Source organism: Streptomyces sp. NPDC043861 (assembly GCF_056435905.1).
Map to the genome: position 1 here is coordinate 149,616 of NZ_JBWKDP010000001.1, position 20,935 is coordinate 170,550.

At 71.8% G+C, this 20,935-nt stretch carries 18 protein-coding genes and 2 pseudogenes; 9 read left to right on the plus strand and 11 right to left on the minus strand.

The features are described 5' to 3' along the window. On the plus strand, positions 1 to 714 hold the full coding sequence (gene hemQ / locus AC068D_RS00520) for a hydrogen peroxide-dependent heme synthase (RefSeq protein WP_478820693.1): 714 nt from the start codon (positions 1 to 3) through the stop codon (positions 712 to 714). A gap of 249 nt (positions 715 to 963) precedes the next feature. Here the strand turns inward: hemQ and AC068D_RS00525 are convergent, their stop codons facing one another. The 6 genes and pseudogenes from AC068D_RS00525 to AC068D_RS00550 form a co-directional block, all read right to left on the minus strand. Continuing rightward, positions 964 to 2,583 carry an alpha/beta hydrolase gene (locus AC068D_RS00525; RefSeq protein WP_478820694.1) on the minus strand — a complete coding sequence of 540 codons (1,620 nt, stop codon included), beginning with the start codon at positions 2,581 to 2,583 and terminating at the stop codon, positions 964 to 966. Between the two features lie 85 nt (positions 2,584 to 2,668). Next, the gene (locus AC068D_RS00530) at positions 2,669 to 3,484 is read right to left on the minus strand and encodes a TIGR04222 domain-containing membrane protein (protein WP_478820695.1); all 816 of its coding nucleotides are present in this window, start codon (positions 3,482 to 3,484) and stop codon (positions 2,669 to 2,671) included. Positions 3,485 to 4,242: 758 nt separating this feature from the next. Next, the gene (locus tag AC068D_RS00535; RefSeq protein WP_478820696.1) at positions 4,243 to 5,280 is read right to left on the minus strand and encodes a TIGR04222 domain-containing membrane protein; all 1,038 of its coding nucleotides are present in this window, start codon (positions 5,278 to 5,280) and stop codon (positions 4,243 to 4,245) included. Further along, complete coding sequence (locus AC068D_RS00540) at positions 5,277 to 6,584, minus strand: MbnB/TglH/ChrH family RiPP precursor modification enzyme (protein ID WP_478820697.1); 1,308 nt, start codon at positions 6,582 to 6,584, stop codon at positions 5,277 to 5,279. Before AC068D_RS00540 ends, AC068D_RS00535 begins: the two co-directional genes overlap by 4 nt. Before the next feature lie 329 nt (positions 6,585 to 6,913). Then, positions 6,914 to 7,654 (minus strand): annotated as a pseudogene (locus tag AC068D_RS00545) (DUF4142 domain-containing protein); the annotation flags it as partial. A gap of 131 nt (positions 7,655 to 7,785) precedes the next feature. Next, complete coding sequence (locus AC068D_RS00550; protein WP_478821367.1) at positions 7,786 to 8,502, minus strand: peptidyl-tRNA hydrolase; 717 nt, start codon at positions 8,500 to 8,502, stop codon at positions 7,786 to 7,788. Between the two features lie 81 nt (positions 8,503 to 8,583). Between AC068D_RS00550 and AC068D_RS00555 the strand changes: the two genes are divergently transcribed. Further along, positions 8,584 to 9,261 (plus strand): AIM24 family protein, encoded by a 678-nt coding sequence (locus AC068D_RS00555; protein ID WP_478820698.1) that lies wholly within the window; start codon positions 8,584 to 8,586, stop codon positions 9,259 to 9,261. Next, positions 9,249 to 9,557 (plus strand): annotated as a pseudogene (locus tag AC068D_RS00560) (ATP-binding cassette domain-containing protein); the annotation flags it as partial. The gene AC068D_RS00555 and the pseudogene AC068D_RS00560, both read left to right, overlap by 13 nt. A gap of 370 nt (positions 9,558 to 9,927) precedes the next feature. Here AC068D_RS00560 and AC068D_RS00565 read toward each other — a convergent pair. After that, a complete protein-coding gene (locus AC068D_RS00565) occupies positions 9,928 to 10,869 on the minus strand; it encodes a polysaccharide deacetylase family protein (RefSeq protein ID WP_478820699.1) in 942 nt (313 codons plus the stop codon). 164 nt (positions 10,870 to 11,033) lie between these two features. Here AC068D_RS00565 and AC068D_RS00570 point away from each other — a divergent pair, with 164 nt between their 5' ends. Continuing rightward, a complete protein-coding gene (locus tag AC068D_RS00570; RefSeq protein ID WP_478820700.1) occupies positions 11,034 to 12,455 on the plus strand; it encodes a S1 family peptidase in 1,422 nt (473 codons plus the stop codon). Between the two features lie 352 nt (positions 12,456 to 12,807). Here the strand turns inward: AC068D_RS00570 and AC068D_RS00575 are convergent, their stop codons facing one another. The 4 genes from AC068D_RS00575 to zapE all read right to left on the minus strand — a co-directional run bounded on the left by AC068D_RS00575 (position 12,808) and on the right by zapE (position 16,912). Further along, the gene (locus AC068D_RS00575) at positions 12,808 to 13,677 is read right to left on the minus strand and encodes a PPK2 family polyphosphate kinase (protein ID WP_478820701.1); all 870 of its coding nucleotides are present in this window, start codon (positions 13,675 to 13,677) and stop codon (positions 12,808 to 12,810) included. Between the two features lie 130 nt (positions 13,678 to 13,807). Further along, positions 13,808 to 15,214: an alkaline phosphatase PhoX gene (locus AC068D_RS00580; protein ID WP_478820702.1), complete on the minus strand. Its 1,407-nt coding sequence runs from the start codon at positions 15,212 to 15,214 to the stop codon at positions 13,808 to 13,810. Between the two features lie 131 nt (positions 15,215 to 15,345). Next, complete coding sequence (locus tag AC068D_RS00585) at positions 15,346 to 15,771, minus strand: OsmC family protein (RefSeq protein ID WP_478820703.1); 426 nt, start codon at positions 15,769 to 15,771, stop codon at positions 15,346 to 15,348. A 61-nt stretch (positions 15,772 to 15,832) separates the two neighbouring features. Continuing rightward, positions 15,833 to 16,912 (minus strand): cell division protein ZapE, encoded by a 1,080-nt coding sequence (gene zapE / locus AC068D_RS00590; RefSeq protein WP_478820704.1) that lies wholly within the window; start codon positions 16,910 to 16,912, stop codon positions 15,833 to 15,835. 78 nt (positions 16,913 to 16,990) lie between these two features. On the opposite strand from zapE, the gene AC068D_RS00595 reads away from it, so the two are divergent. From AC068D_RS00595 to AC068D_RS00615, 5 genes are all read left to right on the plus strand, one after another. Further along, on the plus strand, positions 16,991 to 17,752 hold the full coding sequence (locus AC068D_RS00595; protein WP_478820705.1) for a pyrimidine reductase family protein: 762 nt from the start codon (positions 16,991 to 16,993) through the stop codon (positions 17,750 to 17,752). Positions 17,753 to 17,856: 104 nt separating this feature from the next. After that, positions 17,857 to 18,327, plus strand: a complete 471-nt coding sequence (locus AC068D_RS00600) for an indole-3-glycerol phosphate synthase (RefSeq protein ID WP_478820706.1) — start codon at positions 17,857 to 17,859, stop codon at positions 18,325 to 18,327. 42 nt (positions 18,328 to 18,369) lie between these two features. Continuing rightward, positions 18,370 to 19,764 carry a UDP-N-acetylmuramate--L-alanine ligase gene (murC, locus tag AC068D_RS00605; RefSeq protein ID WP_478820707.1) on the plus strand — a complete coding sequence of 465 codons (1,395 nt, stop codon included), beginning with the start codon at positions 18,370 to 18,372 and terminating at the stop codon, positions 19,762 to 19,764. A 45-nt stretch (positions 19,765 to 19,809) separates the two neighbouring features. After that, positions 19,810 to 20,217 carry a peptide-methionine (R)-S-oxide reductase MsrB gene (gene msrB / locus AC068D_RS00610; protein WP_478820708.1) on the plus strand — a complete coding sequence of 136 codons (408 nt, stop codon included), beginning with the start codon at positions 19,810 to 19,812 and terminating at the stop codon, positions 20,215 to 20,217. Positions 20,218 to 20,495: 278 nt separating this feature from the next. Further along, positions 20,496 to 20,873: a VOC family protein gene (locus AC068D_RS00615; RefSeq protein WP_478820709.1), complete on the plus strand. Its 378-nt coding sequence runs from the start codon at positions 20,496 to 20,498 to the stop codon at positions 20,871 to 20,873. Positions 20,874 to 20,935: the final 62 nt, after the last annotated feature.

A 20,935-nucleotide genomic window follows, 5' to 3' on the forward strand; every position in this document is an offset into this window, starting at 1 on the left:
ATGAGTGCGCCCGAAAAGATCCCGAACGCCGGTAAGAAGGCGAAGGACCTCAACGAGGTCATCCGCTACACCCTGTGGTCAGTCTTCAAGCTTCGAGACGTACTGCCCGAGGACCGTGCCGGTTTCGCCGACGAGGTCCAGGAACTGTTCGACCAGCTCGCCGCCAAGGACGTCACGGTCCGTGGCACCTACGACGTGTCGGGCCTGCGCGCCGACGCCGATCTGATGATCTGGTGGCACGCGGAGACCGCGGACCAGCTTCAGGAGGCGTACAACCTCTTCCGCCGCACCCGTCTGGGCCGCGCGCTGGAGCCGGTCTGGTCGAACATGGCGCTGCACAGGCCCGCCGAGTTCAACAAGTCGCACATTCCGGCGTTCCTCGCCGACGAGACACCGCGCAACTACGTCTCGGTGTACCCCTTCGTGCGCTCGTACGACTGGTATCTGCTCCCGGACGAGGACCGCCGCCGCATGCTCGCGGACCACGGCAAGATGGCCCGCGGCTACCCGGATGTGCGCGCGAACACGGTTGCCTCGTTCTCCCTCGGCGACTACGAGTGGATCCTCGCCTTCGAGGCCGACGAGCTGTACCGCATCGTCGACCTGATGCGCCACCTGCGCGCCTCCGAGGCCCGCCTGCACGTGCGCGAAGAGGTCCCGTTCTACACGGGGCGGCGCAGGAGCGTGGCGGAACTGGTGGCCGGTCTTGCGTGAGGGGTTCCGGCCGGGGGGCCGGGGGTTGTCCCCCGGGGGACGGTGCACGGGGCGGCGCAGGAGCGTGGCGGAACTGGTGGCCGGTCTTGCGTGAGGGGTTCCGGCCGGGGGTCCGGGGGTGGTCCCCCGGGGGACGGGGCACGGGGCGGCGCAGGAGCGTGACGGATCCGATGGCCGGTTCCGCCTGACGGGCCGCTCGTACGACCTGGAGGCGGGCCGCACCGGCCATGCCTCCCTTGACCCGGAAGATCAGACGGCCGGCGGCAGGAGTACGCGCTCCACCGCCTGCCGTTCCAGCGACACCGGGTCCGGCTGCGGGTGCGGCGCGCACGATGCGCGCCGCACCGGCGTCCTTCCCTCCAGGAGATACGCCTCCAGATGGCCGTTGACGCAGGCGTTGTCACCACCCGCGATGCCGTGGGAACCCGCGTCCCGCTCGGTCACCAGCACCGAGCCTCCCAGCCGGCGCTGGAGTTCCAGCGCCCCCGCATAGGGTGTTGCCCCGTCCCGCTCCGCCGCCAGGATCAGCAGTGGCGGCACCGCCCCGGGAGGGATGCGCACGTCGAGCGGCTGCTGCCGGGGCGCCGGCCAGTACGCGCACGGAAGATTCATCCATGCATTGGCCCAGGTCTCGAAGGGCGCCCGACGGGCCAGCGCACTGTGGTCGCGGTCCCAGACCCTCCAGTCCGTGGGCCAGGGCGCGTCGTTGCACTCGACCGCCGTGTAGACGGCATTGCCGTTCTCGTCCTCGGCCGCCTCGTCAGGGTCGGGCGCGGCCAGTGTGATCAGGGGCCGCGGGTTCCCCTGCAGAAACTCCGACAGCGCACCGGCCCGCCGTGGCCAGTAGTCGTCGAAGTAGCCGGCCTGCAGCAAGGTCCGCTGCAGCTCACCGGGCCCCACCGTGCCGCCGGCCGGCCGGCGGGCCAGTCGGGCGAGGGCCAGCTCGTAACTGCGCTGGACCGCCTCGGGTGTCGGACCGAGGCCGTACCTGGCATCGTGCCGGGCGACCCATGCGCGGAAGTCGGCCCACCTGCTCTCGAAGGCGAGTGACTGGTCCAGATTGCTCCGGTACCAGATCTTCGCCGGTGACGGGTCGACCGCCGAGTCGAGGACCATGCGCCGGACATGCCTCGGGAACAGCGCGGCGTGCAGCGCGCCGAGATACGTGCCGTACGAGGCACCGAGGTAGCTGAGCCGGTCCTCGTGGAGCGCGGCACGCAGCACCTCCAGGTCGCGGGCGTTGTTGAGCGAGTGGTAGTGCCGTAGCGCAGATCCCGCGTTGCGGGCACAGCCCCGGGCGTACGCCTTGGCCCGGGCGATCCGCTCCTGCTTGTACGAGGCCGACGGCTCGGCCGGGGCCGGGGTGGGGGTCCTGGAGAAGTCCGCCGGGTCCTGGCAGGAAAGCGGTGCGGAACGGCCGACCCCGCGTGGGGCGTAGCCGACGAGGTCATAGGCGGCCGCGATCCGCTCCCATGCGGGCGCCCGTGACGCCATCGGGAAGTGCATGCCGGAACCGCCGGGGCCGCCCGGGTTGTAGACGAGCGAGCCCTGACGCCGCTCGGACGGGCCGGAGGCCCGTACCCGGCTCACGGTGAGCCGGATCCGGCTGCCCAGGGGCCTGGCGTAGTCGAGAGGTACGGCGACGGTGCCGCATTCGACGTACGGCGGGAGGTCCTCGACCGCGGGGCAGGCGCCGAAGGAGATCCCGGTGGACTCCGCACGGGCGGCGGCGATCACCGTGCCCGCGCTCTCCGCAGTGATGGGGGGCAGGGCACGGCCGGCCGCGGTGGTGGCACCTTTGGCCGGGACGGAGACGAGGGCCGACAGAACCAGGGACCCGACCGCTCCGTACAGCGCCAGTGCTCTCATCGTGTTGTCCCTCCGTATCCACGGCAGTGGCACGAAGATCACCGCATGAGTGCGGCTTGTAAAGCACCGCTGTCCGGTGTCGGCGTCAATGACTCCTATGCGTCGTGCGCCGGTCGGTCAGGGCCGAGCGCAGGGCGGGATCGTCGAGGGCGCGTACACCGTGCACGGCGACGGCGGTCAGCAGCGCGTGCTCCGTGCCGTCCGAGCGCGGCTCCTCCGCGAGCAAGCGCAGGACCCTCCGGCCGGACGGGGTTGCCCAGCGGGTGTACGGGCGCACTTCGAAGCGGGCGATGCCGAGACAGCTGAGGGTGAGAACGAGGGGGAGCGCGAACCAGGCGGCGAGATGCCCTGGCAGGTCCTCTTCCTGAGGGAGCATCAGCAGCGTTGCAGCGGCGAGCGCGACCGTGAGCACGGACGCGGCCCGCACCGTCCGCAGGGCACGGGCCATGCCCGCCCTCGCTTCGTCGGGGACGGCGAGGCCTGCCGTCACCAGCCGGTCGGCCAGGGCGCGTACGGCGTCGCCGTCGGCCGCGGCCCGGCGTATCGCTTCGGTACGGGACTGGCCCGTGGGCCCGGCGGCACGGATCACCGAACGCTCCAGGTCGTCCGTGCCCTCGGGGTCGACGACGGTGGTCCAGCCGGTGTGCGCGAGGAGAAGGCGCCGCGTGCGGTGCATGTGGACGAGGGTCAGTTCGGCCACCCGACGAGGGCCGCCGGCCAGGAACGCCGCTTCGTACAGGCCCAACTCGTGCTCGTGCTCGTGGACGGGGCCCCGACGGCCGTGGTCCGCGGTGTCGTCGCCGGGTGCGTCGCCGGGTGCGTCGGCGGCGGCGAGGCAGAGCCGGACGCAGCTGACGGCGGCGGCGGTCCAGGCCATGGCGAGCAGAGGGAGCCAGAACATGGCCGAGTTGTACGCGAGATCACCGTCGGGGCGCCACGGGGGTTTCACGATCCGGACGGCGGGCCGTCATCGGGACGGGGGAGCGGGGGATGTCGCAATCGGTACGGAGTTCTGCGACGGCCGGTACGCGGAGCCGTCGTCCCCGACCGGCGGGCGGGGGTCTCCTCCCTCGGACGGCCGCCGCCCGGCCCGCGTACCGGCCGGGCTCACTCCCCGCCGGTCGTGCCGCGCACCCCGACCACCGGGCACGGCGAGTGCTGGGTCGCCTCGTCGGCGATGGCGTCGAGCCGGGCAGCTCCATGCCCGGCCCGGCCGCGACATCGCGCACGCGAGCATCGAGGTGGCCGTGGCCGGCGACGAGACGCTCGGCCACCGTGACGGCGCGGCTCGGCGCGCCCGACGGCCTGCCGGCGGCGGGGAGTTCCCACAGCCCCCGCGAGTCCGACGCGGACGATGGAGTCCGGGTCGGCGGAGGAGAGCGGACCCCCGCCGCGTGGGCTCGGAACCTGCCCTGAGGCCGGCCTGTCCCGTGCCCGTGCGGTAGGCGTACGACCAGAGGGGCGACGTGAGCACGGCGATGGTCGCCGCCGGTGCGACCACGGCCGGGCCGGAGCCGATGGTGTGCGGGGCGCGCCGGATGCGGGGACGCAAGGTGCCTCCTGCCTGCGGCCCGTACACCGCTGGGCGAAGCGAGCGCCCGGCCTGCGACACGCAGGCCGGGCGCTCCGTCGTGCTGTCCGGCGGACGGTTCCGTGCAATCAGCCGGAACTGCCCCCGCCGCAGCTGGATCCGCCCCCTCCGCCGCAACTGGATCCGCCGCTCGAACCGCCGCAACTCGAGCCGCCGCCGCCCGACGAGCTCCCGCAGCCGCCGCTGCAGCCACCGCTTCCGCCGCAGCTGCTGCCACCGGCACCGCCGCAGCCCCCGCCGCCGGACCCGCCGGAGTGCGACGCGGCGCACCAGACGACGACGGGGGCCGCGAGCAGCGCACCGGCCGACGTGTCGTGGGACGAGGGCCGCGCATGGCCGGTTCTGACCAGCCTGGCTGCCGCCACCAACTGCTCCCGCAGCAGCGGGTCGGGCAGCGCACGGAGCCCGTCCAGCGCCACGAGGTGGCCCGGGTGGGCGTCGTACGCATGGGACGTGCGGTAGTCGACGGCGGCGCGCTTGCCGGCCTGAGTGACCTTGCGGGCGGCGTTTGTGGTGCAGATGACCCCGATGATGAATCCGCCGAGGAAGGCGGGCAGGATCTTCACGACGAACGGAAAGGGAATGTCCGAGAATCCCTCGTGCGCGACGTACTGCAGGACCGTCAGGAGGATCGAGAGCGGAAGCAGGACGACGGCGCAGATGCTCTGTGCGATGGCCCAGCGCCGCCACTGACGCAGGGCCTCGGGCTCGGTCATCAGCCCGCGTGCCGCGAGCCCGTCGCCGATCTCCTGCACGGCGGGGCTGCGCATCACCGCCAACCGCAGGGTGTGGAGCGCCCCGTTCGGCGCGGCGGCGGTCTCCTGGAGCACGGCACGCTCGACCGGGTCGTGGGCCACGGCCCGCTGCACGGCGATGATTCCGGGGCCGCCGACGACGAGCCGCCCGTCCGCGACCATCGCGGCCAGAGCGGAGTCGACGACCCTTGCGGGGCCGCCGTTGAGGAAGGCGACCTCCATCAGGTCGTGCACGGGACCGCCGGGGCCGCGGCGGCGGCCGGCCGCGAGCCCGCGGATCAGCCCCGCCGACGAGACGGCCATGGCGAGATTCGCCAGTACGGCGAGCACATTGAACAGCACGGGGGTCACCTCCTGACGAGAGCGGCGCGGGCCGCGCGGACGATCCGGGTCGAACGGCGGGGCGGCCGGGCTCCGGCCCGGTCCTGCCACCAGTGGGTCAGTCGGCGCCGGGCCGCCATGTCCTCGGGCCTTCCGGTGATCAGCAGATGCTCGGCGAAGTCGAGCGCGTCCCTGCGGTACCCGCCGCGCATGGGCCGCCCCCTGGCGTACGCCAGGAACGCGGGCCTGTAGTCAGCGCCCAGGATCTCCATGAGCTCGGGCGCCACCTTGGCCACCACATCGGCCCGCTTGGCGGCGAGGGCCCGGCTCTGCACCCCGAGCCGCTGCGGATCGAAGCCCTCCGGCACCGGTGTCCCCGCGACGAGTGCGGACAGCAGCGCGGTCTGCGCCAGCCCCACTCGCTCACGTGCCCCGGACGGTGCCGCCTCCGCCTCCTTCTGCGCCCGGCGGCTGGGCGCCGCCGGCGCGGGGCCTGCTGCGGGTGCCTGCGCCAGTGTGCTGCGTATCGCGGTCAGTTCGTCCGCCAGCTCCCCTTCCGGCGGGAAGTCGTCGTCCCGCTCCAGCAGTACGCCCGGCGGGTCCGTACGGCGGCGCAGCTCCGCGAGGATGTCCAGGACCCGGTCGGGCACCGGGTGGGCGTGGGTGTCGTGCCAGACGCCGTCGCGTTCGATGCCGCCGGCGACATGGACGTAGGCGATCGCCTCGAGGGGGAGTTCGTCGAGGGCGGCCAGCGGGTCCTCGCCGCGGTTGATGTGGTTGGTGTGCAGGTTGGCGACGTCGATGAGGAGACGCACGCCCGTCCGCTCGACGAGTTCGGCCAGGAACCTGCCCTCGGTGAGCTCGTCGCCGGGCCAGGCGACCAGCGCCGCGATGTTCTCCAGGGCGAGCGGCACCGGCAGCGCGTCCTGGGCGATCCGCACGTTCTCGCACAGAACGTCCAGGGCGTCCCTGGTACGCGGGACGGGCAGCAGATGTCCGGCCTCCATCGGGGAAGAGGCCGTGAGCGGGCCGCCTGCGCGGACGAAGGCGATGTGCTCGGTGACCAGAGGGGCGCCCAGCGCCTCCACCCGCTCGGCGAGGGCGGTCAGACGGGCCGGGTCGGGACGCTCGGCGCCGCCGAGGCCCAGCGACACCCCGTGCGGGACGACCGTGACACCGCGTTCCAGCAGGCGCTTCAGGGGGTCGGCCAGATGCCCTGGGCACACGTTCTCCGCGACGACCTCGACCCAGTCGAGGCCTGGCAGTCGCTCAATGGTGTCCGCCAGCTCCGGGCGCCAGCCGATACCGGTGCCGAGCCTGACAGGCTTGTTCATGGGTCCCCTCCTCTGCGTGTGCAGGGGTCATGGCCCCGCTGGACCCTGCCGAATCCAGAGGAGGGGACGTTCAGAGCTTCATTTGAGGTTCCGGACGTCGTCCGGGCGGTTCCGGACTCCGGGCAGCCGGATCCCGGCGACGGGACCGGCGGCTACTGGGCGGGCTGTCCCCCGGGCTGCCGGCCGGACGGCTGCCCTGCGGGCTGCTGTCCCGACTGCTGTCCCTCGGGCTGCTGGCCGGACGGCTGTCCTGCGGGCTGCTGTCCCGACTGCTGTCCCTGCTGTCCCTCGGGCTGCTGGGCACCGGGCGCCGGGCGGTTGGTGTTGATGGCCGTCGGCGCACCCGGCTGTGTCGAGGGTTCGGACGTGAACGACCCGTTCCCGGAGGGGGACGCCGGGGCCGGAGCCGGCGGAAGGTTTCCGTCCGGCGGCGGCGGGCCCGTCGGGCTGGCCGTCGCACCGCCCGCGGCCTCGTTGGCGATCGCGTCGAAGTCCACCATGCCGGTGGCCTCCAGCATGGTGATGTGGTCCAGCACGGTCTGGTTGGCGTCGCTCGCCAGCTGACGTATCAGAGTGTTGCGGGTGGTGTGCCGGACCTGGGCGACCAGGGAGAAGACCTTTCCGTGCGCGTTGCGCAGCAGGTTCGCGAACTTGACCTCGTATTCCCGCCCACTGGCCGCCGACAGCTCCCGCAGCCAGCCCTGCTGCTGCTCGTTGGGCTGGTTCGGCAGCTCGACGCCTAGCTTCGCCGCCACATCGCGGGCCCTCACGTCCAGGTCGGTGTGGCCGACGACGAGGTGGTCGCCCGCGTCCTTGATCGCCTTGCTCGGCGCACGCTCGATCGCCTGCTGGCCCGCGGGCAGCTCCCAGAGCCCGGCCAGGCGCACCTTCACCAGGAAGTCGCGGTCGGTCGCGGTCAGCGGACCCCACTGCGTCGCCACGGACGATGCGTTGAGATTCGCCTGACCCGTGCCGGAGCGGTCGGCGTAGGACCATACCGGGAATGCAAGCGCGCCCACCGTTGCGACCAGAGCCGCGATGATGAGAGCTGTCCCGTTGATGCGCCGCAGCAAGTGTTCCTCCCCAGCAGTTGTGCGTATCGCAGAATCGACCGGCAACCGAACCGGCGGTTCAACCTACTTCGCAGTACCGGAAGGTACGCAGCGGGGTGGCGTTCCGTTCAATCGGCTCCGGCGCCGGTTCAGATCCGCTCCGGACGGCAGGCCACGACCGTGACCGAGCCCGGGGCGATCTCCGTGAAACCTGCGTCCCGCACGGTCGGCCGGCCGCTCGCGGCGAGGTCCGCCCACTGGCCGGGGCGCGCCGTACGCACCGCCAGGGGGAAACCCGCTTCGCGCCAGGCACTGCGCCCGGCCTCGTCCATGTCCCACCACAGCAGCTGGGCCCCGTGACCGACCTGTGCCATCTCCTTGCCGGTCGACATGCGCAGATCGGGGCTGAGCCAGATCAGGGCCGTCCCAGGACCGGTGGCCTCCGGCTCCTCGGCGTCCTCCAGCTCCGTGCCCGACACCTGGAGCTTCACCAGCTCCTTGGGCCAGCCGTCCAGCGGCACCGGTGGGAACACCCGTACCTCCGCGGACCCGCCCGTCACCGTGATGCCGGGCAGCGCCGACGCCTTGCGCCACTCCGCGCCCCGCGCCCGCCGCACCACCTTGCGGATGCGGGCGTCCTGCCAGTCCCGCATCGCCTGCGCCCACTCGCCCTCTCCTGCCGACCGCTCGTCGGAGAGCATCACGAGCACCGCGCGTGCCGCCGATTCCAGGGCGTCGGTGCGGGACGGAGGAGCGGCCTTCTCGACCCGGACCACGAGGGGAAGGACGAACTGCGGAGCTTCGTCGCGTGCGGTCCGCTCCTGGCGGAAGGGGCTCCCGGCCCGGTTCTCGGCGGGACTGTCGATGCTGTTCACCCTGTCCAGTCTGCCAGCCCCCGGGACCGCGGATGTTGGCGGAACAAGAGCCTCCGGGGGAGCATGCCCGTCATGAAATCCGATCTCTTCGCCACCGAGAACATGGCGCAGCAGGCCGTCGCTCCCGGCATGAGTCTGCAGAACGCCAAATCGATCAAGTATGCGGTCAATGGTGAGATGCACGCGCGACAGGGCTCGATGATCGCCTTTCGCGGGAACCTCCAGTTCGAACGCAAGGGCCAGGGCATAGGCGGCATGCTCAAGCGCGCCGTCACCGGCGAGGGACTGCCGTTGATGGCCGTTCGCGGCCAGGGGGAAGCCTGGTTCGCTCACGAGGCGGCGAACTGCTTCATCGTCGACATCGAACAGGGCGACGCGCTCACCATCAACGGCCGCAATGTGCTCTGCTTCGACTCCACCCTCACGTACGAGATCAGGACCGTGAAGGGGGCCGGAATGACCGGCGGCGGGCTCTTCAACAGTGTCTTCACCGGATACGGAAAGCTCGGCGTCATCTGCGAGGGCACCCCGATCGTCATACCCGTCACCGCGCAGCAGCCGGTGTACGTCGACACCGACGCGGTGGTGGGCTGGAGCGCCCAGCTCAACACGTCCCTCCACCGCTCGCAGTCCATCGGCTCGATGATCCGCGGCGGATCGGGCGAGGCCGTCCAGCTGATGCTGCAGGGCGAGGGCTTCGTGATCGTCAGGCCCAGTGAGGCCACCCCGCAGAAGACATCCTCCAGTTGAGGCTCCGCCGTGTCGGCCGGCGTTACGGGCTGGCCGGACCATGGGTGCTGCGCGGGATCGACCACGATCTGCCCGCGCACTCCCTGGTCCGGGTCCAGGGCGCCAACGGCAGTGGCAAGTCCACGCTGCTCCGCCTGCTCGCCGGGATCGACGCACCGACCGAGGGGCGCATCACGGGGCGGCCGCGCACGGCGTACGTACCCGAGCGCTTTCCGGTAGCCCTCCCCTTCACCGCGAACGGGTACCTCGTCCATCTCGGCAGGATCCACGGCCTGAGCCGGGTGGCGGCGGAGCGCGGCACGCGGGCCACCCCCGGCGCCTGAGGCCGGGGAGGAGCGCCCTCGTACCGCGGACGTACTCGGGTGACGCGGCCTCGCGCGTGGCGGGCGCCTCCCGGCGTTGGCCGGTGGAGCACCGCAACTGTGGTCGTGGGCCCGCCGGGGAGGACGGGACAGCCCTTGGGCTCCGTACGCATGGACGAGACGGCCCGGCATCGCGTGTCCTCGGTCCCGGCAGTGCGGTCCCGCCCGGTCGGGCCGAGGCCCTTCGCGGACTGTGTGCTGTGCGGGGAGCGGGCCGGGCACCCGAGTCCAACCGGGGCGCGACCCGCTGCCCGGCGGCGAAGGACGCGAGGCCGAGCGCACCGCCTGCGCCGGTTGACGTGGCTCAGTGGCTCCGGCCGGCCATCAGCTCGGAGACCTTCACAAGGCGATAGCCCCGCCTGCGCAGCTGCGGCACGATGCGCTCGACGGCCCTCTCCGTGACCGGCGCCCCGCTGCGGGTGCAGTGCATGACGACCAGGGAGCCCGGCTCCACCCCGGCAAGTACCTGCTCAGCGACCGCGTCGGGGTCCTTGGCGAAGGCGTCCCCGCTCACCACGTCCCACTGCACCGCGGTGAGCTTCGCGGGCGCGAGGGCCCGCAGTGCAGCGTCGTCGTAACAGCCCCCGGGAAAGCGGAAGTACGGCACGACATTCGTTGCGCCCGCCGCGCGGAACGCCGCGAATGCCCGGGCGACGTCGGCCGCCATCTCGTCCTCGGCGACCTTGGGCAGCCCGTAGCACGGGGACGCGAAGGCGTGGTGGCTGTAGGAGTGGTTGGCGATCTCGAAGAGCGGGTCGTTGCCGATGGACCAGGCCTGGCCGGGATACTCCTCGGCCCAGCGGCCGGTCATGAAGACGGTGGAGGGCACCTTCAGCCGACGGAGCGTGGCGATGAGGGCGGGATTGTCGAAGCGCTCGCCGCTCGCGGCCCGCTTCCCCTGATCCGCCGTCATGTCGGCGTCGAAGGTGAGCGCCACGGTCTTCTCGCCGGGCGAGGACTCCGGGGACGACCGCGCCCGCTCGAAGACGGGCGTCAGCCCGGCCGGGCCGGGAGCCATGGTGGGGGGCTTCGCGGCGGTGGTTTCCGGGGCGGCGCCGGCAGCCGTCGTGGCCGGGGAGGGGCTGGTGGAAGCGGCCGTGACGTCGCCGGCCCCGGTGACGGTGCGGGATCCGGCCCGGGGTCCGTCCCCACTGCTGACACCGCATCCGGCGAGCACGGCGCCCACGCACAGTGCCGCCGCCAATCTGCGCACATAAATGGTCACTCGCGGAAAATATAGGATCATCCGCTGATGTCTTGAACGCCTCGCCCTGACACACCGTCAAGAAGATTTCCTGACCGGGACGATGAACGGAACCACTCCCGCCATCCGTATGAAAGGTCGGACGCGTCCCCCGGTCACCCCCCCTCGGCGACCGAGTCCGTAATACCCCCGCAGGAGGCGAAGAGTTGAGTCACAGGCGAATACCCAAGCGGAATGCGATTCTCGCAGGAGCCGGGGCGGTGGGCATTGCCGCAGCGGCCGTACTGCTGCCGAATGCCAACGCTTCGCAGTCCGGCTCGGGGGAGCAGCCGGACGCTCCCAGAAAGATGAGCGCGGCATCCGCATCGGAGCTGCTCCAGCAGCTGGGCAAGCAGCTCGGTGAGTCCTACGGCGGCGCCTACTACGACGCAGGCAAGCAGCAGCTGGTCGTCAATGTCGTCGGCGACGACAACGATCTGAACGTCCAGGTCAGGAAGGCCGGCGCGGTGGCCAGGAGCGTGCAGAACAGCTCCACGGCGCTGAAGTCCGCCACACAGTCCCTCTCCCGGAAGGCCACCGTGCCCGGGACTGCCTGGGCCATCGACCCGCGGACGAACCAGGTCCTGGTCACGGCGGACCGTACCGTCACCGGCCAGCGCTGGGACAAGGTCGAGTCCGCCGTCGAGGCACTGGGCGACGGCGTGGCCCGCATCCAGAAGTCCAAGGGCGAGTTCAAGCCCTTCGTCGAGGGCGGCGACGCCATCTTCGGCGGCGGCTCGCGCTGCTCGCTGGGCTTCAACGTCACCACACAGGACGGACAGCCCGGATTCCTCACCGCGGGCCACTGCACCGCCGCGGCCCAGCAGTGGTCCGAGCAGCAGGGCGGCGCCCCGATCGGCACGGTGCAGGAGTCGGTCTTCCCCGGCGAGGGCGACTTCGGCCTCGTCACCTACGACGACCCGAACACCCAGGCGCCGAGCTCGGTCGACGTGGGCGACGGCCAGCAGGTGCAGATCCAGCAGGCGGCCGACGCGACCGTCGGCCAGCAGGTCTTCCGTATGGGCAGCACCACGGGTCTGCGGGACGGCCAGGTCACCGGTCTCAACGCCACCGTGAACTACCCGGAGGGCACGGTCACCGGTCTCATCCAGACCAATGTCTGCGCCGAGCCGGGCGACAGCGGCGGCGCCCTGTTCACCAGGGACGGGAACGCGGTCGGCCTCACCTCGGGCGGCAGCGGTGACTGCAACCAGGGCGGTGAGACCTTCTTCCAGCCCGTGACGACCGCACTCCAGGCGGTCGGCGCACAGATCGGCGCCGGCGACGGTGCGGGCGACAACGGTGGCGCCGCCGATGCCGGTGCGGGCGACAACGCGGGTGCGGCCGACGGCGGTGCGGCGGACGCCGGTGCTGGTGACGGCGGCGCCGAGGACGGTGGCGCTGTGAACGGCGGTGCCGGTGACGGTGGCGCCGAGGACGGCGGTGCGGCTGACGGCGGTGCGGCGGACGCCGGTGCCGGTGACGGTGGTGCAGGCGCCGCCGATGCGGGCGCGGGTGCGGACGGAGGTGCCGGTGACGGCGCCGACGCGGGTGTCGGTGACGGCGGAGCCGTACAGCAGCACGGCTGAGGCGAGAAGGAGCAGTGGCCCCGGGCATCGGCGGATGCTCGGGGCCGTCGTCGTGCCCGGGGCCGCTCCCGGCCGAGCCGTGTCGCCGTACGACACGGGGGCGACCCCTCGACCGGACCACCGCCTGTGCCGTCACCGCAGAGGGCGTAGGTCTTCGCCCGCCTCGCCCGCCGGGAGGGGTGGTTGGACCGCCGCGCCGTCGACGTGGACCGTCAGACCCGAGCGGCTCAGGAGCCGGGCGCGGGCCGGCCGCTCGCCCCGCCCTCCCGCCTGCACGAGATCCGGTCTCCACAGGCAGGGGAACAGGGGGAGCAGGATGGTCACGTCGTCCACGTTCTCGAGAGGACCCGGCTCAGCCCTCCCCGAGCAGCTGTCTGCGGCTCGCCACCGGGTCGAAGGCGCCCTCCGGGTACCGCGGGTCCAGCTCCTCCAGGTGCTCCAGCAGCAGTCTGCTGACCGCCCAGTTCCGGTACCACTTGCGGTCGGCCGGGACGAGGTACCAGGGCGCCGCGGCCGTCGAGCAGCGGGCCAGGGCCAGTTCGTACGCCTTCTGGTACGCGGGCCACAGCGCGCGTTCCTCGATGTCGCCCGGGCTGAACTTCCAGTGCTTGTCGGGGTTCTCCAGCCGGCGCAGCAGCCGGTTGCGCTGCTCCTCGTACGAGATGTGCAGAAAGACCTTGACCACGGTCACGTCGTCCGCGGCGAGCGACTCCTCGAAGCGGTTGATCTCGTCGTAGCGCCGGCGGATCCGTTCGCGCGGTGCCAGCTCCCGTACGCGGGCGATCAGCACGTCCTCGTAGTGCGAACGGTCGAAGATCCCGATCTCTCCCGAGCGAGGCAGCTCCCGCATGATCCGCCAGAGGAAGTGGTGGTCGCGTTCCTCGGGGGTCGGCGCCTTGAACGCCTTGATCCGGCAGCCCGAAGGGTTGAAGAAGCCGATCACATGCTTGACCGTGCCGCCCTTGCCGCTGGTGTCCATGCCCTGGAGGATCAGCAGCAGCCGTCGGCGGTCACCGCCCGTGCCCGCGGCGTAGAGCCGTTCCTGCAGGCCGGCGAGGGATTCGGCCATCGCCGCGGTGGCCTCGATGCCCGAGGCCTTGTCCCCGGGGCCGGCCGGGGTGGCGGCGGCGTCGTGGCGGGCGAGGTCGACTTCCGGGCCGGGAGGCACCCGGAGCACATGGCGGAGCCGGCCGGCGTTCCCGCCGTCGCTGTTCTTCGTCACCGTGTGCCCCTTCCGGTCCCGCACCTGTTTTGATCCTCCGCCGTCACGGCCGCTGCCGCCAGTGAGGCGCGGGGAGCTCCGGAGGCGGAGCCCGTCGCGCCGCCCGGGATTCCCGGACGGCGCGGGGAGATCAGTTCCAGGGCCCGGTGACCGCGAAGGTGGTGCCCGGTGTGTAGCAGTTGACGTACATCGTCGACTCGTCCGGGGAGAAGGTGACCCCCGCGAACTCGCCCCACTCGGGAGAGTCCGGTGCGCCAGCCGCCGTGGCAGGTGCGAGTGTCTGGCGGTTGCGCGCCATCGGATAGAGCTCGCCGCGCCGTGTCAGCCCGAAGACGTGCTGAGCGCCGTTCCCGTCCTCGCACACCATCAGTCCACCGCCCGGGGCCAGGCAGATGTTGTCCGGCGACTCGCCCGGCAGCCGGATGTCCGTGCTCGGGCCGAAGAGGATCACGAGCGTGAGGCGGCGCCGGTACGGCTCGTACTTCCACACCTGGCCGAAGTGGTCGGCTGCCGAACCCTCGGCGCTGTGCGCGAAGCTCGACACGAAGTAGACGGAGGTGCCGCCCCAGTAGCAGCCCTCGAGCTTCTGGGCGTGCGTGATGCCCTTCGGGCCGAAGTCCTGCAGCCGGACGGGGGTCTGCCGGGCCTGGGGATCCGGTACGGGTACCCATTCGACGCCCTCGAAGCGTGCACCGGTCTCCTGGATGGCGGAGAGGTCGGGCACTCCGGGAACGCGCATCGCCTCCAGCGTGCCGCCGGCCCGCAGGGAACCCGTCCCGCCGAGCGGTTTCGACGGCAGGAAGCGGTAGAAGAGCCCGAACGGCTTCTGGAAGGCGTCCTCCGTCTCGTACACGATGCCGCTGCGGGGATCGACGGCGATCGCCTCGTGCTGGAAGCGGCCCATCGCGGTGAGCGGCACCGCTCCGGTGCGGCGCGGGTCGGCACCGTCCACCTCGAAGATGAAGCCGTGGTCCTTGGTGCAGCCGTTGGTGCCGGCCTTGTCCTCGGTCTCCTCGCAGGTGAGCCAGGTGCCCCAGGGGGTGGGCCCGCCCGCGCAGTTGACGGCGGTACCCGCGAGGGCGACCCGCTCGTCGAGGACGTTGTTCCGGCCGTCGAGCGTGAGCGTCGTACAACCACCCTTCGCGGCCGGGTCGTAGGTGAGGCCGGCGACCGTGGGGACGGCTGTCGCGGCGTTGTGCCGGTTCTCGTGGTTGCGTACCAGATGGACCCGGCCCCGCCGGCCGGGCAGGGCGGCCATGCCGTCGTGATTGCCGGGCACCGGGCCCTCGCCGGAGCGGAGCGGTTCGCCCTCCCGGGACAGGACCCGGTAGCGGAAACCTTTCGGCAGATCGAGGAGTCCCGCAGGATCGGGGACGAGGGGGCCGTAGCCGGAGTGGCCGCGGGCGACGGCGGTGCCCGCGAAGAGTTCGGAGAAGGCCCCGGAAAAGGCGATCCCGGCGACGGTGGCACCGGTGCCTGCCAGGACTTGGCGTCGTGTCGCGGACGGCTGCTCGTCGGAGAATCGTTCTGCGGACATGAGGCAACTCCCTGTAGGAGCCCATGCCGCACTGCATGGGCGAGGACAGGAGATGTGACCCGCATGTGTGTACCACGCATCCGGCGATGCGTGAACCATGCGGGTCACAGTGCCTTGTGGGACGGCGGTTGCTACGCCAGCTTTGCGGTGAGCGTGATCGTCGTCCCCGTCAGCGCCTGGCTCACCGGGCAGTTCTTCTTGGCTTCCTCGGCGGCGGCCTGGAAACCCTCCTGGTCGAGCCCGGGAACCTGGCCCTCGACGGTCAGGTGGATGCCGGTGATGCCCTCACCGGGCTGGAACGTGACCTCGGCCTTGGTCTCGAGCCGGGTGGGCGGGGTGCCCGCGCCGTTGAGACCGTGGGAGAGCGCCATGGAGAAGCAGCTGGAGTGGGCGCCGGCGATCAGTTCCTCGGGGCTGGTCTTGCCGTTCGCCTGCTCGGCGCGCGACGGCCAGGAGACGGGGAAGTCGCCGATACCGGAGGAGTCGAACGTGACGACGCCCGAACCCTTCAGCAGTTCGCCCTCCCAGACGGTGTGCGCCTGACGCGTGGTAGCCATGATGGATCCCTTCCCAATGAACTCAGTGAATCGGTCCCAACCGGCCCCAACCTACTGGAATCTACTGGTCGACGAGTTCCTTCGCGTCCCGGGCGAGGGCGGTCAGCCGTGAGATGGCCCGGAAGTACTTCTTCCGGTATCCGCCCTTCAGCATCTCCTCACTGAACAGCCGGTCGAAGGGGAGGCCCGAGGCCAGCACCGGTACCTCCCGGTCGTACAGCCGGTCGGCGAGGACGACGAGCCGCAGAGCCGTCGACTGGTCGGGCACCGGTTGTACGTCCGCGAGGCAGACCGCGCGCAGTCCGTCCGTCAGTGCGCCGTACCGGCTGGGGTGGACCCGAGCGAGATGCTCGAGCAACCGGGGGAACGCGTCGAGCGAGGCGCCCTCGGTGGCATGGGCCGCCTTGCTGACCTGCTCGTCCGTGAACGGCGCCGGTGCCTGGGGCAGCCCGCGGTGGCGGTAGTCCTCGCCGTCGATGCGCAGCGGCCGGAAGTGCGCCGACAGTCCCTGGATCTCGCGCAGGAAGTCGGCGGCGGCGAACCGCCCCTCGCCGAGCTTGCCGGGCAGCGTGTTGGACGTGGCCGCGAGTGCGACACCCGCGTCCACCAGCTTGCCGAGCAGTGTCGACACCAGAACGGTGTCGCCCGGGTCGTCCAGCTCGAACTCGTCGATGCAGAGCAGCCGGTGCCCGCCGAGCGTCTTCACGGTCTGCTGGAAGCCGAGCGCGCCGACCAGATTCGTCAGCTCCACGAACGTGCCGAACGCCTTGAGGGCCGGCTCGGCGGGCGTGGCGTGCCAGAGGGAGGCCAGCAGATGGGTCTTGCCCACGCCGTAGCCGCCGTCCAGATAGATCCCGCGCGGCGCGGCCGGAGCCGCGGGCTTCTTCGCGAACCAGCGGCGCCGGCCGCTCCCGGTGGCGTGCGCGCCGCCCAGGCCTCCCGCGAAGGAGCTCAGCACCGTGACGGCCTCGGCCTGGCTGGCCTGCTTGGGGTCGGGCACGTAGGTGTCGAAGCGGACCGAGTCGAAGCGCGGCGGCGGCACCATCTCGGCGACCAGGCGGTCGGCGGGTACATGGGGCTCGCGGGCGCACAGGGACAGCGGAACGGCTTCGGTTATGGGACTGGTCGACACAGTCCCCAACTCTACGGGCCGCGCGGACCTCGATCTCCACGGGCCGTGCGGGACCCAACCGCTGCCCGCCGTGCCAGACTGCACGGTATGCGACGCCTGTTCCCTGTGACCGACCCGGCGGCCGACACGACCGACCGGGAGTGGGGCCTCGACGAGCTGGCCGACGCCTATGCATATCCCCGTGACGGGGTGTGGCTGCGCGCCAACATGGTCTCGTCCCTGGACGGCGCTGCGCAGCACGAGGGCCGCTCGCAGCCTCTCTCGTCCGACATGGACATGCGGATCTTCGGCACTCTCCGGGCGCTGGCCGATGTGGTGGTCGTCGGCGCCGAAACGGTACGCCAGGAGGGCTATCGTCCGGCCCGGGCCCGGGATGCCTTCGCGGAGCGCAGGGCGGCGGCCGGTCAGGGCCCGGCGCCCGCGATCGCCGTGGTCAGCGCAAGCCTCGACCTCGACTTCGGCCTGCCGCTCTTCACCTCCCCGCTGGTGCCCACCCTGGTCCTGACCGGGGCCGCGGCCGCCCCGGACCGGGTGGCCGCGGCGGAGAAGGCGGGCGCGGAGGTGATCATCGCGGGCGACGGTCCCGGTGTCGATCCCGCGCGGGCCGTACGGGCGCTGGGCGATCGGGGTCTGCGGCGGCTGCTCACCGAGGGCGGGCCGCGACTGCTCGGCCAGTTCGTCGCGGCCGGAGTCCTCGACGAGCTGTGTCTGACGGTGTCCCCGACCCTCACCGCGGGCGACGCGCAGCGGATCGCCGGCGGTCCGTCGAGAGAGGTGCCGGAGCGCTTCGCGCTGGCGTCGCTGCTGGAGGAGGCCGGGTTCCTTTTCACCCGCTACCGTCGGATCTGACAATCGGCGGACTTTGTCGTTCCGGTTAGCCGCGGGTGGGCACTATTACTCCCGGACCCCGTGCGAGCACGGGGAAGGATGGTTTCCGCAGAAGGGCTCCTGACGTGTTCACAAGCGTATTGATGATCGAGAAGCCCCTGACGTCCATCGACGTGGACTTCGTCACGACCCTGCACGGAGACGAGGCGATCTCGTTCATCGTGCTCATGCAGCCGCGCGGGGACCAGGCCGATCTCCTGCTGCGCGCCATCGACGACGTCGCCATGGGCGAGCTGAAGGAAGCCGTCCGTGAGGGCGGCGAGCCCGAGGGCAAGGAGGCCCGGAAGCCCGCGGAGCTCGCCCTGGAGCATTCGCTCGCGGCCCTGAGGTCGGCCGGCTGCGAGGCCGTCGGCCAGGTCGTCGAGGACCATCCGCTCGACAGACTGAAGACCGTGGTCGACGAGTCCGGCGCCGACGAAGTGATCGTGCTCACCGCTCCGCACTACGTGGAGGAGTTCTTCCACCGGGACTGGGCCTCCCGGGCCCGGCACAAGGTCGGCGTACCGGTGCTCAAGCTCTTCGCACACAGCGAATAGGCTGGGGGCCTCGTACGACGTCGCACCCTGGGAGACACACACATGGCATCCGGCATCCCCCACGCCATGGAACGGCCGCACTTCATCGGCATCGGCGGCGCCGGAATGTCCGGGATCGCGAAGATCCTCGCCCAGCGGGGTGCCAAGGTCGCGGGCAGTGACGCCAAGGAGTCCGCCACCGCCGAGGCGCTCCGGGCGCTCGGCGTGACCGTGCACATCGGGCACGCCTCCGGGCACCTCGCCGACGACGCCTCCTGCGTCGTCGTCTCCAGCGCGATCCGCGCCGACAATCCCGAGCTGGCCCGCGCCGCCGAGCTGGGCGTGCCCGTGGTCCACCGCTCCGACGCGCTCGCGGCCCTGATGCGCAGCGCGCGCACGATCGCCGTCGCCGGCACCCATGGCAAGACCACGACCACGTCGATGCTCGCCGTGGCACTGACCGAGCTGGGCCTCGACCCCTCGTACGCGATCGGCGGCGACCTCGCGGGGCCGGGGACGAACGCCCGCCACGGCGACGGCGAGATCTTCGTCGCCGAGGCCGACGAGAGCGACCGGAGCTTCCAGAAGTACGACCCCGACGTGGCGATCGTCCTCAATGTGGAGCTCGACCACCACGCCAACTACGCGTCGATGGACGAGATCTACGAGTCCTTCGAGGCCTTCGTCGCCAAGATCCCGCACGGCGGCACCCTGGTCGTCGGCGAGCACGCGGGCGCACGGGAACTGGCCTCGAGGGTCGCCGCACGCGAGGACCTGACCGTCGTGCGCGTGGGCGAGGGCGAGGACTCCGACGTACGGATCCTCGGCATCCGGCCGAGCGGCATGACCAGCGAGGTCACCGTCGCCCTGCCGGACCACGGCGAGATCACCTTCACCGTCTCCGTTCCCGGCCGCCACTACGCACACAACGCCGCCGCCGCCCTTGCCGCGGGCGTTCGCACGGGCATCGATCCCGCAGAGCTGGCCGCGGCCCTCACCGCGTACACCGGGGTCGGCCGTCGCCTCCAGCCCAAGGGCGAGGCCGCCGGTGTCCAGGTGATCGACTCGTACGCGCACCACCCCACCGAGATGACGGCCGACCTCGAGGCCATGCGCGCCGCCGCCGGATCCTCGCGGCTGCTCGTCGTCTTCCAGCCCCACCTCTTCTCCCGCACCCAGGAGCTCGCCACCGAGATGGGGCAGGCCCTGACCCTCGCCGACGAGTCCGTGGTGCTCGACATCTACCCGGCCCGGGAGGACCCGATCCCGGGTGTCACCAGCGCCCTGATCGTCGACGCCGCGATCGCGGCCGGCGCCCGGGTGACCCCCGTCCACGACAAGGCGGCCGTCCCCGGTGTGATCGCGGGAATGGCCGGCCCCGGGGATCTCGTTCTCACCATGGGCGCGGGCGATGTCACGGACCTGGGTCCGGAGATCCTGGCCCGGCTGTCGCACTGAGGCCGCCGCACCGCGGTCGTACGGAACCGAACCGAGGGAGAGCGCATGTCGTACGACGTCGAGAAGCCGGACGAGCAGTGGCGGGCGGAACTGACGCCCGCCGAGTACGCGGTGCTCCGCGAGGGGGGAACGGAGCCGGCGTTCCGCGGTGAGTACACGGACACCAAGACCGAGGGCGTCTACTCCTGCCGTGCGTGCGGTGCCGAGCTCTTCACCTCCTCGACCAAGTTCGCGTCGCACTGTGGCTGGCCGTCCTTCTACGACCCGAGGGACACCGATGCGGTCGAGCTGATCGAGGACCGCTCGCACGGCATGGTCCGCACCGAGGTGCGCTGTGCCCGCTGCGGCTCGCACCTCGGGCACGTCTTCGAGGGCGAGGGCTATCCGACCCCGACCGACCAGCGGTACTGCATCAACTCGATCTCGCTGCGGCTGACACCCGACGAGGGCTGAACCGGGTCCCGCGTCGCCTCGACGCATGGGGGGCGCCCGGCCCGCGCGCAGCGGTGGGCCTCGCTACTGCTGTTCGGGTGGCCGCGCCGAACGGTGGCCGCCTCGCCGGTGCACCCGGGCGCTCGGGTCTGCGGATCGGTCCGCCGAACCGCCCGCTCTCGTGTGGCAGTTCGTTCGCCGACGAACCGGGTCCGGTCCCGCGCGGAACAGCCCGGGACCCGCCCCCGCGGCGCGGGCTCGGGGGCCGGCGCACTCCGGCGGCCGCATCGGATCTGCCCGTGATCGCCGACCTGCAGTGCGTGGTGCTGGACTGCTCCGATCCCGACGAGCTCGCCGAGTTCTACCAGGCGCTGCTCGGTGGGACCGTCAACCAGCCGGATCGGCGGTGGGCACTCGGAGACGACTGGGCGACCCTGCACACACCGTCCGGTCTCGTCCTCGCCTTCCAGCGGGCAGCGGACCATCGGCCGCCGCTGTGGCCCGACCCTGCCCGGCCCCAGCAGTTCCATCCGGACTTCGGCGTCACGGACCTGGACCTGGCCCAGGAACAGGTGCTGGCCCGGGGAGCGACCGTGCTGGACGCCGGTTCCGACGGGCGCAGCCGGCGCATCTGTGCCGACCCGGCCGGGCACCCGTTCTGCCTGGTCCGGCACTGACGGCAGTCGTCGGGATGCGGCCCCTGGACCCCGGTGTCCAGGTGTGCCTGTCCCGGTCCCGC

What these genes read in the sequence shown, in the direction of transcription:
- hemQ (WP_478820693.1), top strand. Translation starts at nt 1, where the DNA reads ATGAGTGCGCCCGAAAAGATCCCGAACGCCGGTAAGAAGGCGAAGGAC.
- AC068D_RS00525 (WP_478820694.1), bottom strand. Translation starts at nt 2,583, where the DNA reads ATGAGAGCACTGGCGCTGTACGGAGCGGTCGGGTCCCTGGTTCTGTCG.
- AC068D_RS00530 (WP_478820695.1), bottom strand. Translation starts at nt 3,484, where the DNA reads ATGTTCTGGCTCCCTCTGCTCGCCATGGCCTGGACCGCCGCCGCCGTC.
- AC068D_RS00540 (WP_478820697.1), bottom strand. Translation starts at nt 6,584, where the DNA reads ATGAACAAGCCTGTCAGGCTCGGCACCGGTATCGGCTGGCGCCCGGAG.
- AC068D_RS00555 (WP_478820698.1), top strand. Translation starts at nt 8,584, where the DNA reads ATGAAATCCGATCTCTTCGCCACCGAGAACATGGCGCAGCAGGCCGTC.
- AC068D_RS00565 (WP_478820699.1), bottom strand. Translation starts at nt 10,869, where the DNA reads ATGATCCTATATTTTCCGCGAGTGACCATTTATGTGCGCAGATTGGCG.
- AC068D_RS00580 (WP_478820702.1), bottom strand. Translation starts at nt 15,214, where the DNA reads ATGTCCGCAGAACGATTCTCCGACGAGCAGCCGTCCGCGACACGACGC.
- AC068D_RS00585 (WP_478820703.1), bottom strand. Translation starts at nt 15,771, where the DNA reads ATGGCTACCACGCGTCAGGCGCACACCGTCTGGGAGGGCGAACTGCTG.
- AC068D_RS00595 (WP_478820705.1), top strand. Translation starts at nt 16,991, where the DNA reads ATGCGACGCCTGTTCCCTGTGACCGACCCGGCGGCCGACACGACCGAC.
- murC (WP_478820707.1), top strand. Translation starts at nt 18,370, where the DNA reads ATGGCATCCGGCATCCCCCACGCCATGGAACGGCCGCACTTCATCGGC.
- msrB (WP_478820708.1), top strand. Translation starts at nt 19,810, where the DNA reads ATGTCGTACGACGTCGAGAAGCCGGACGAGCAGTGGCGGGCGGAACTG.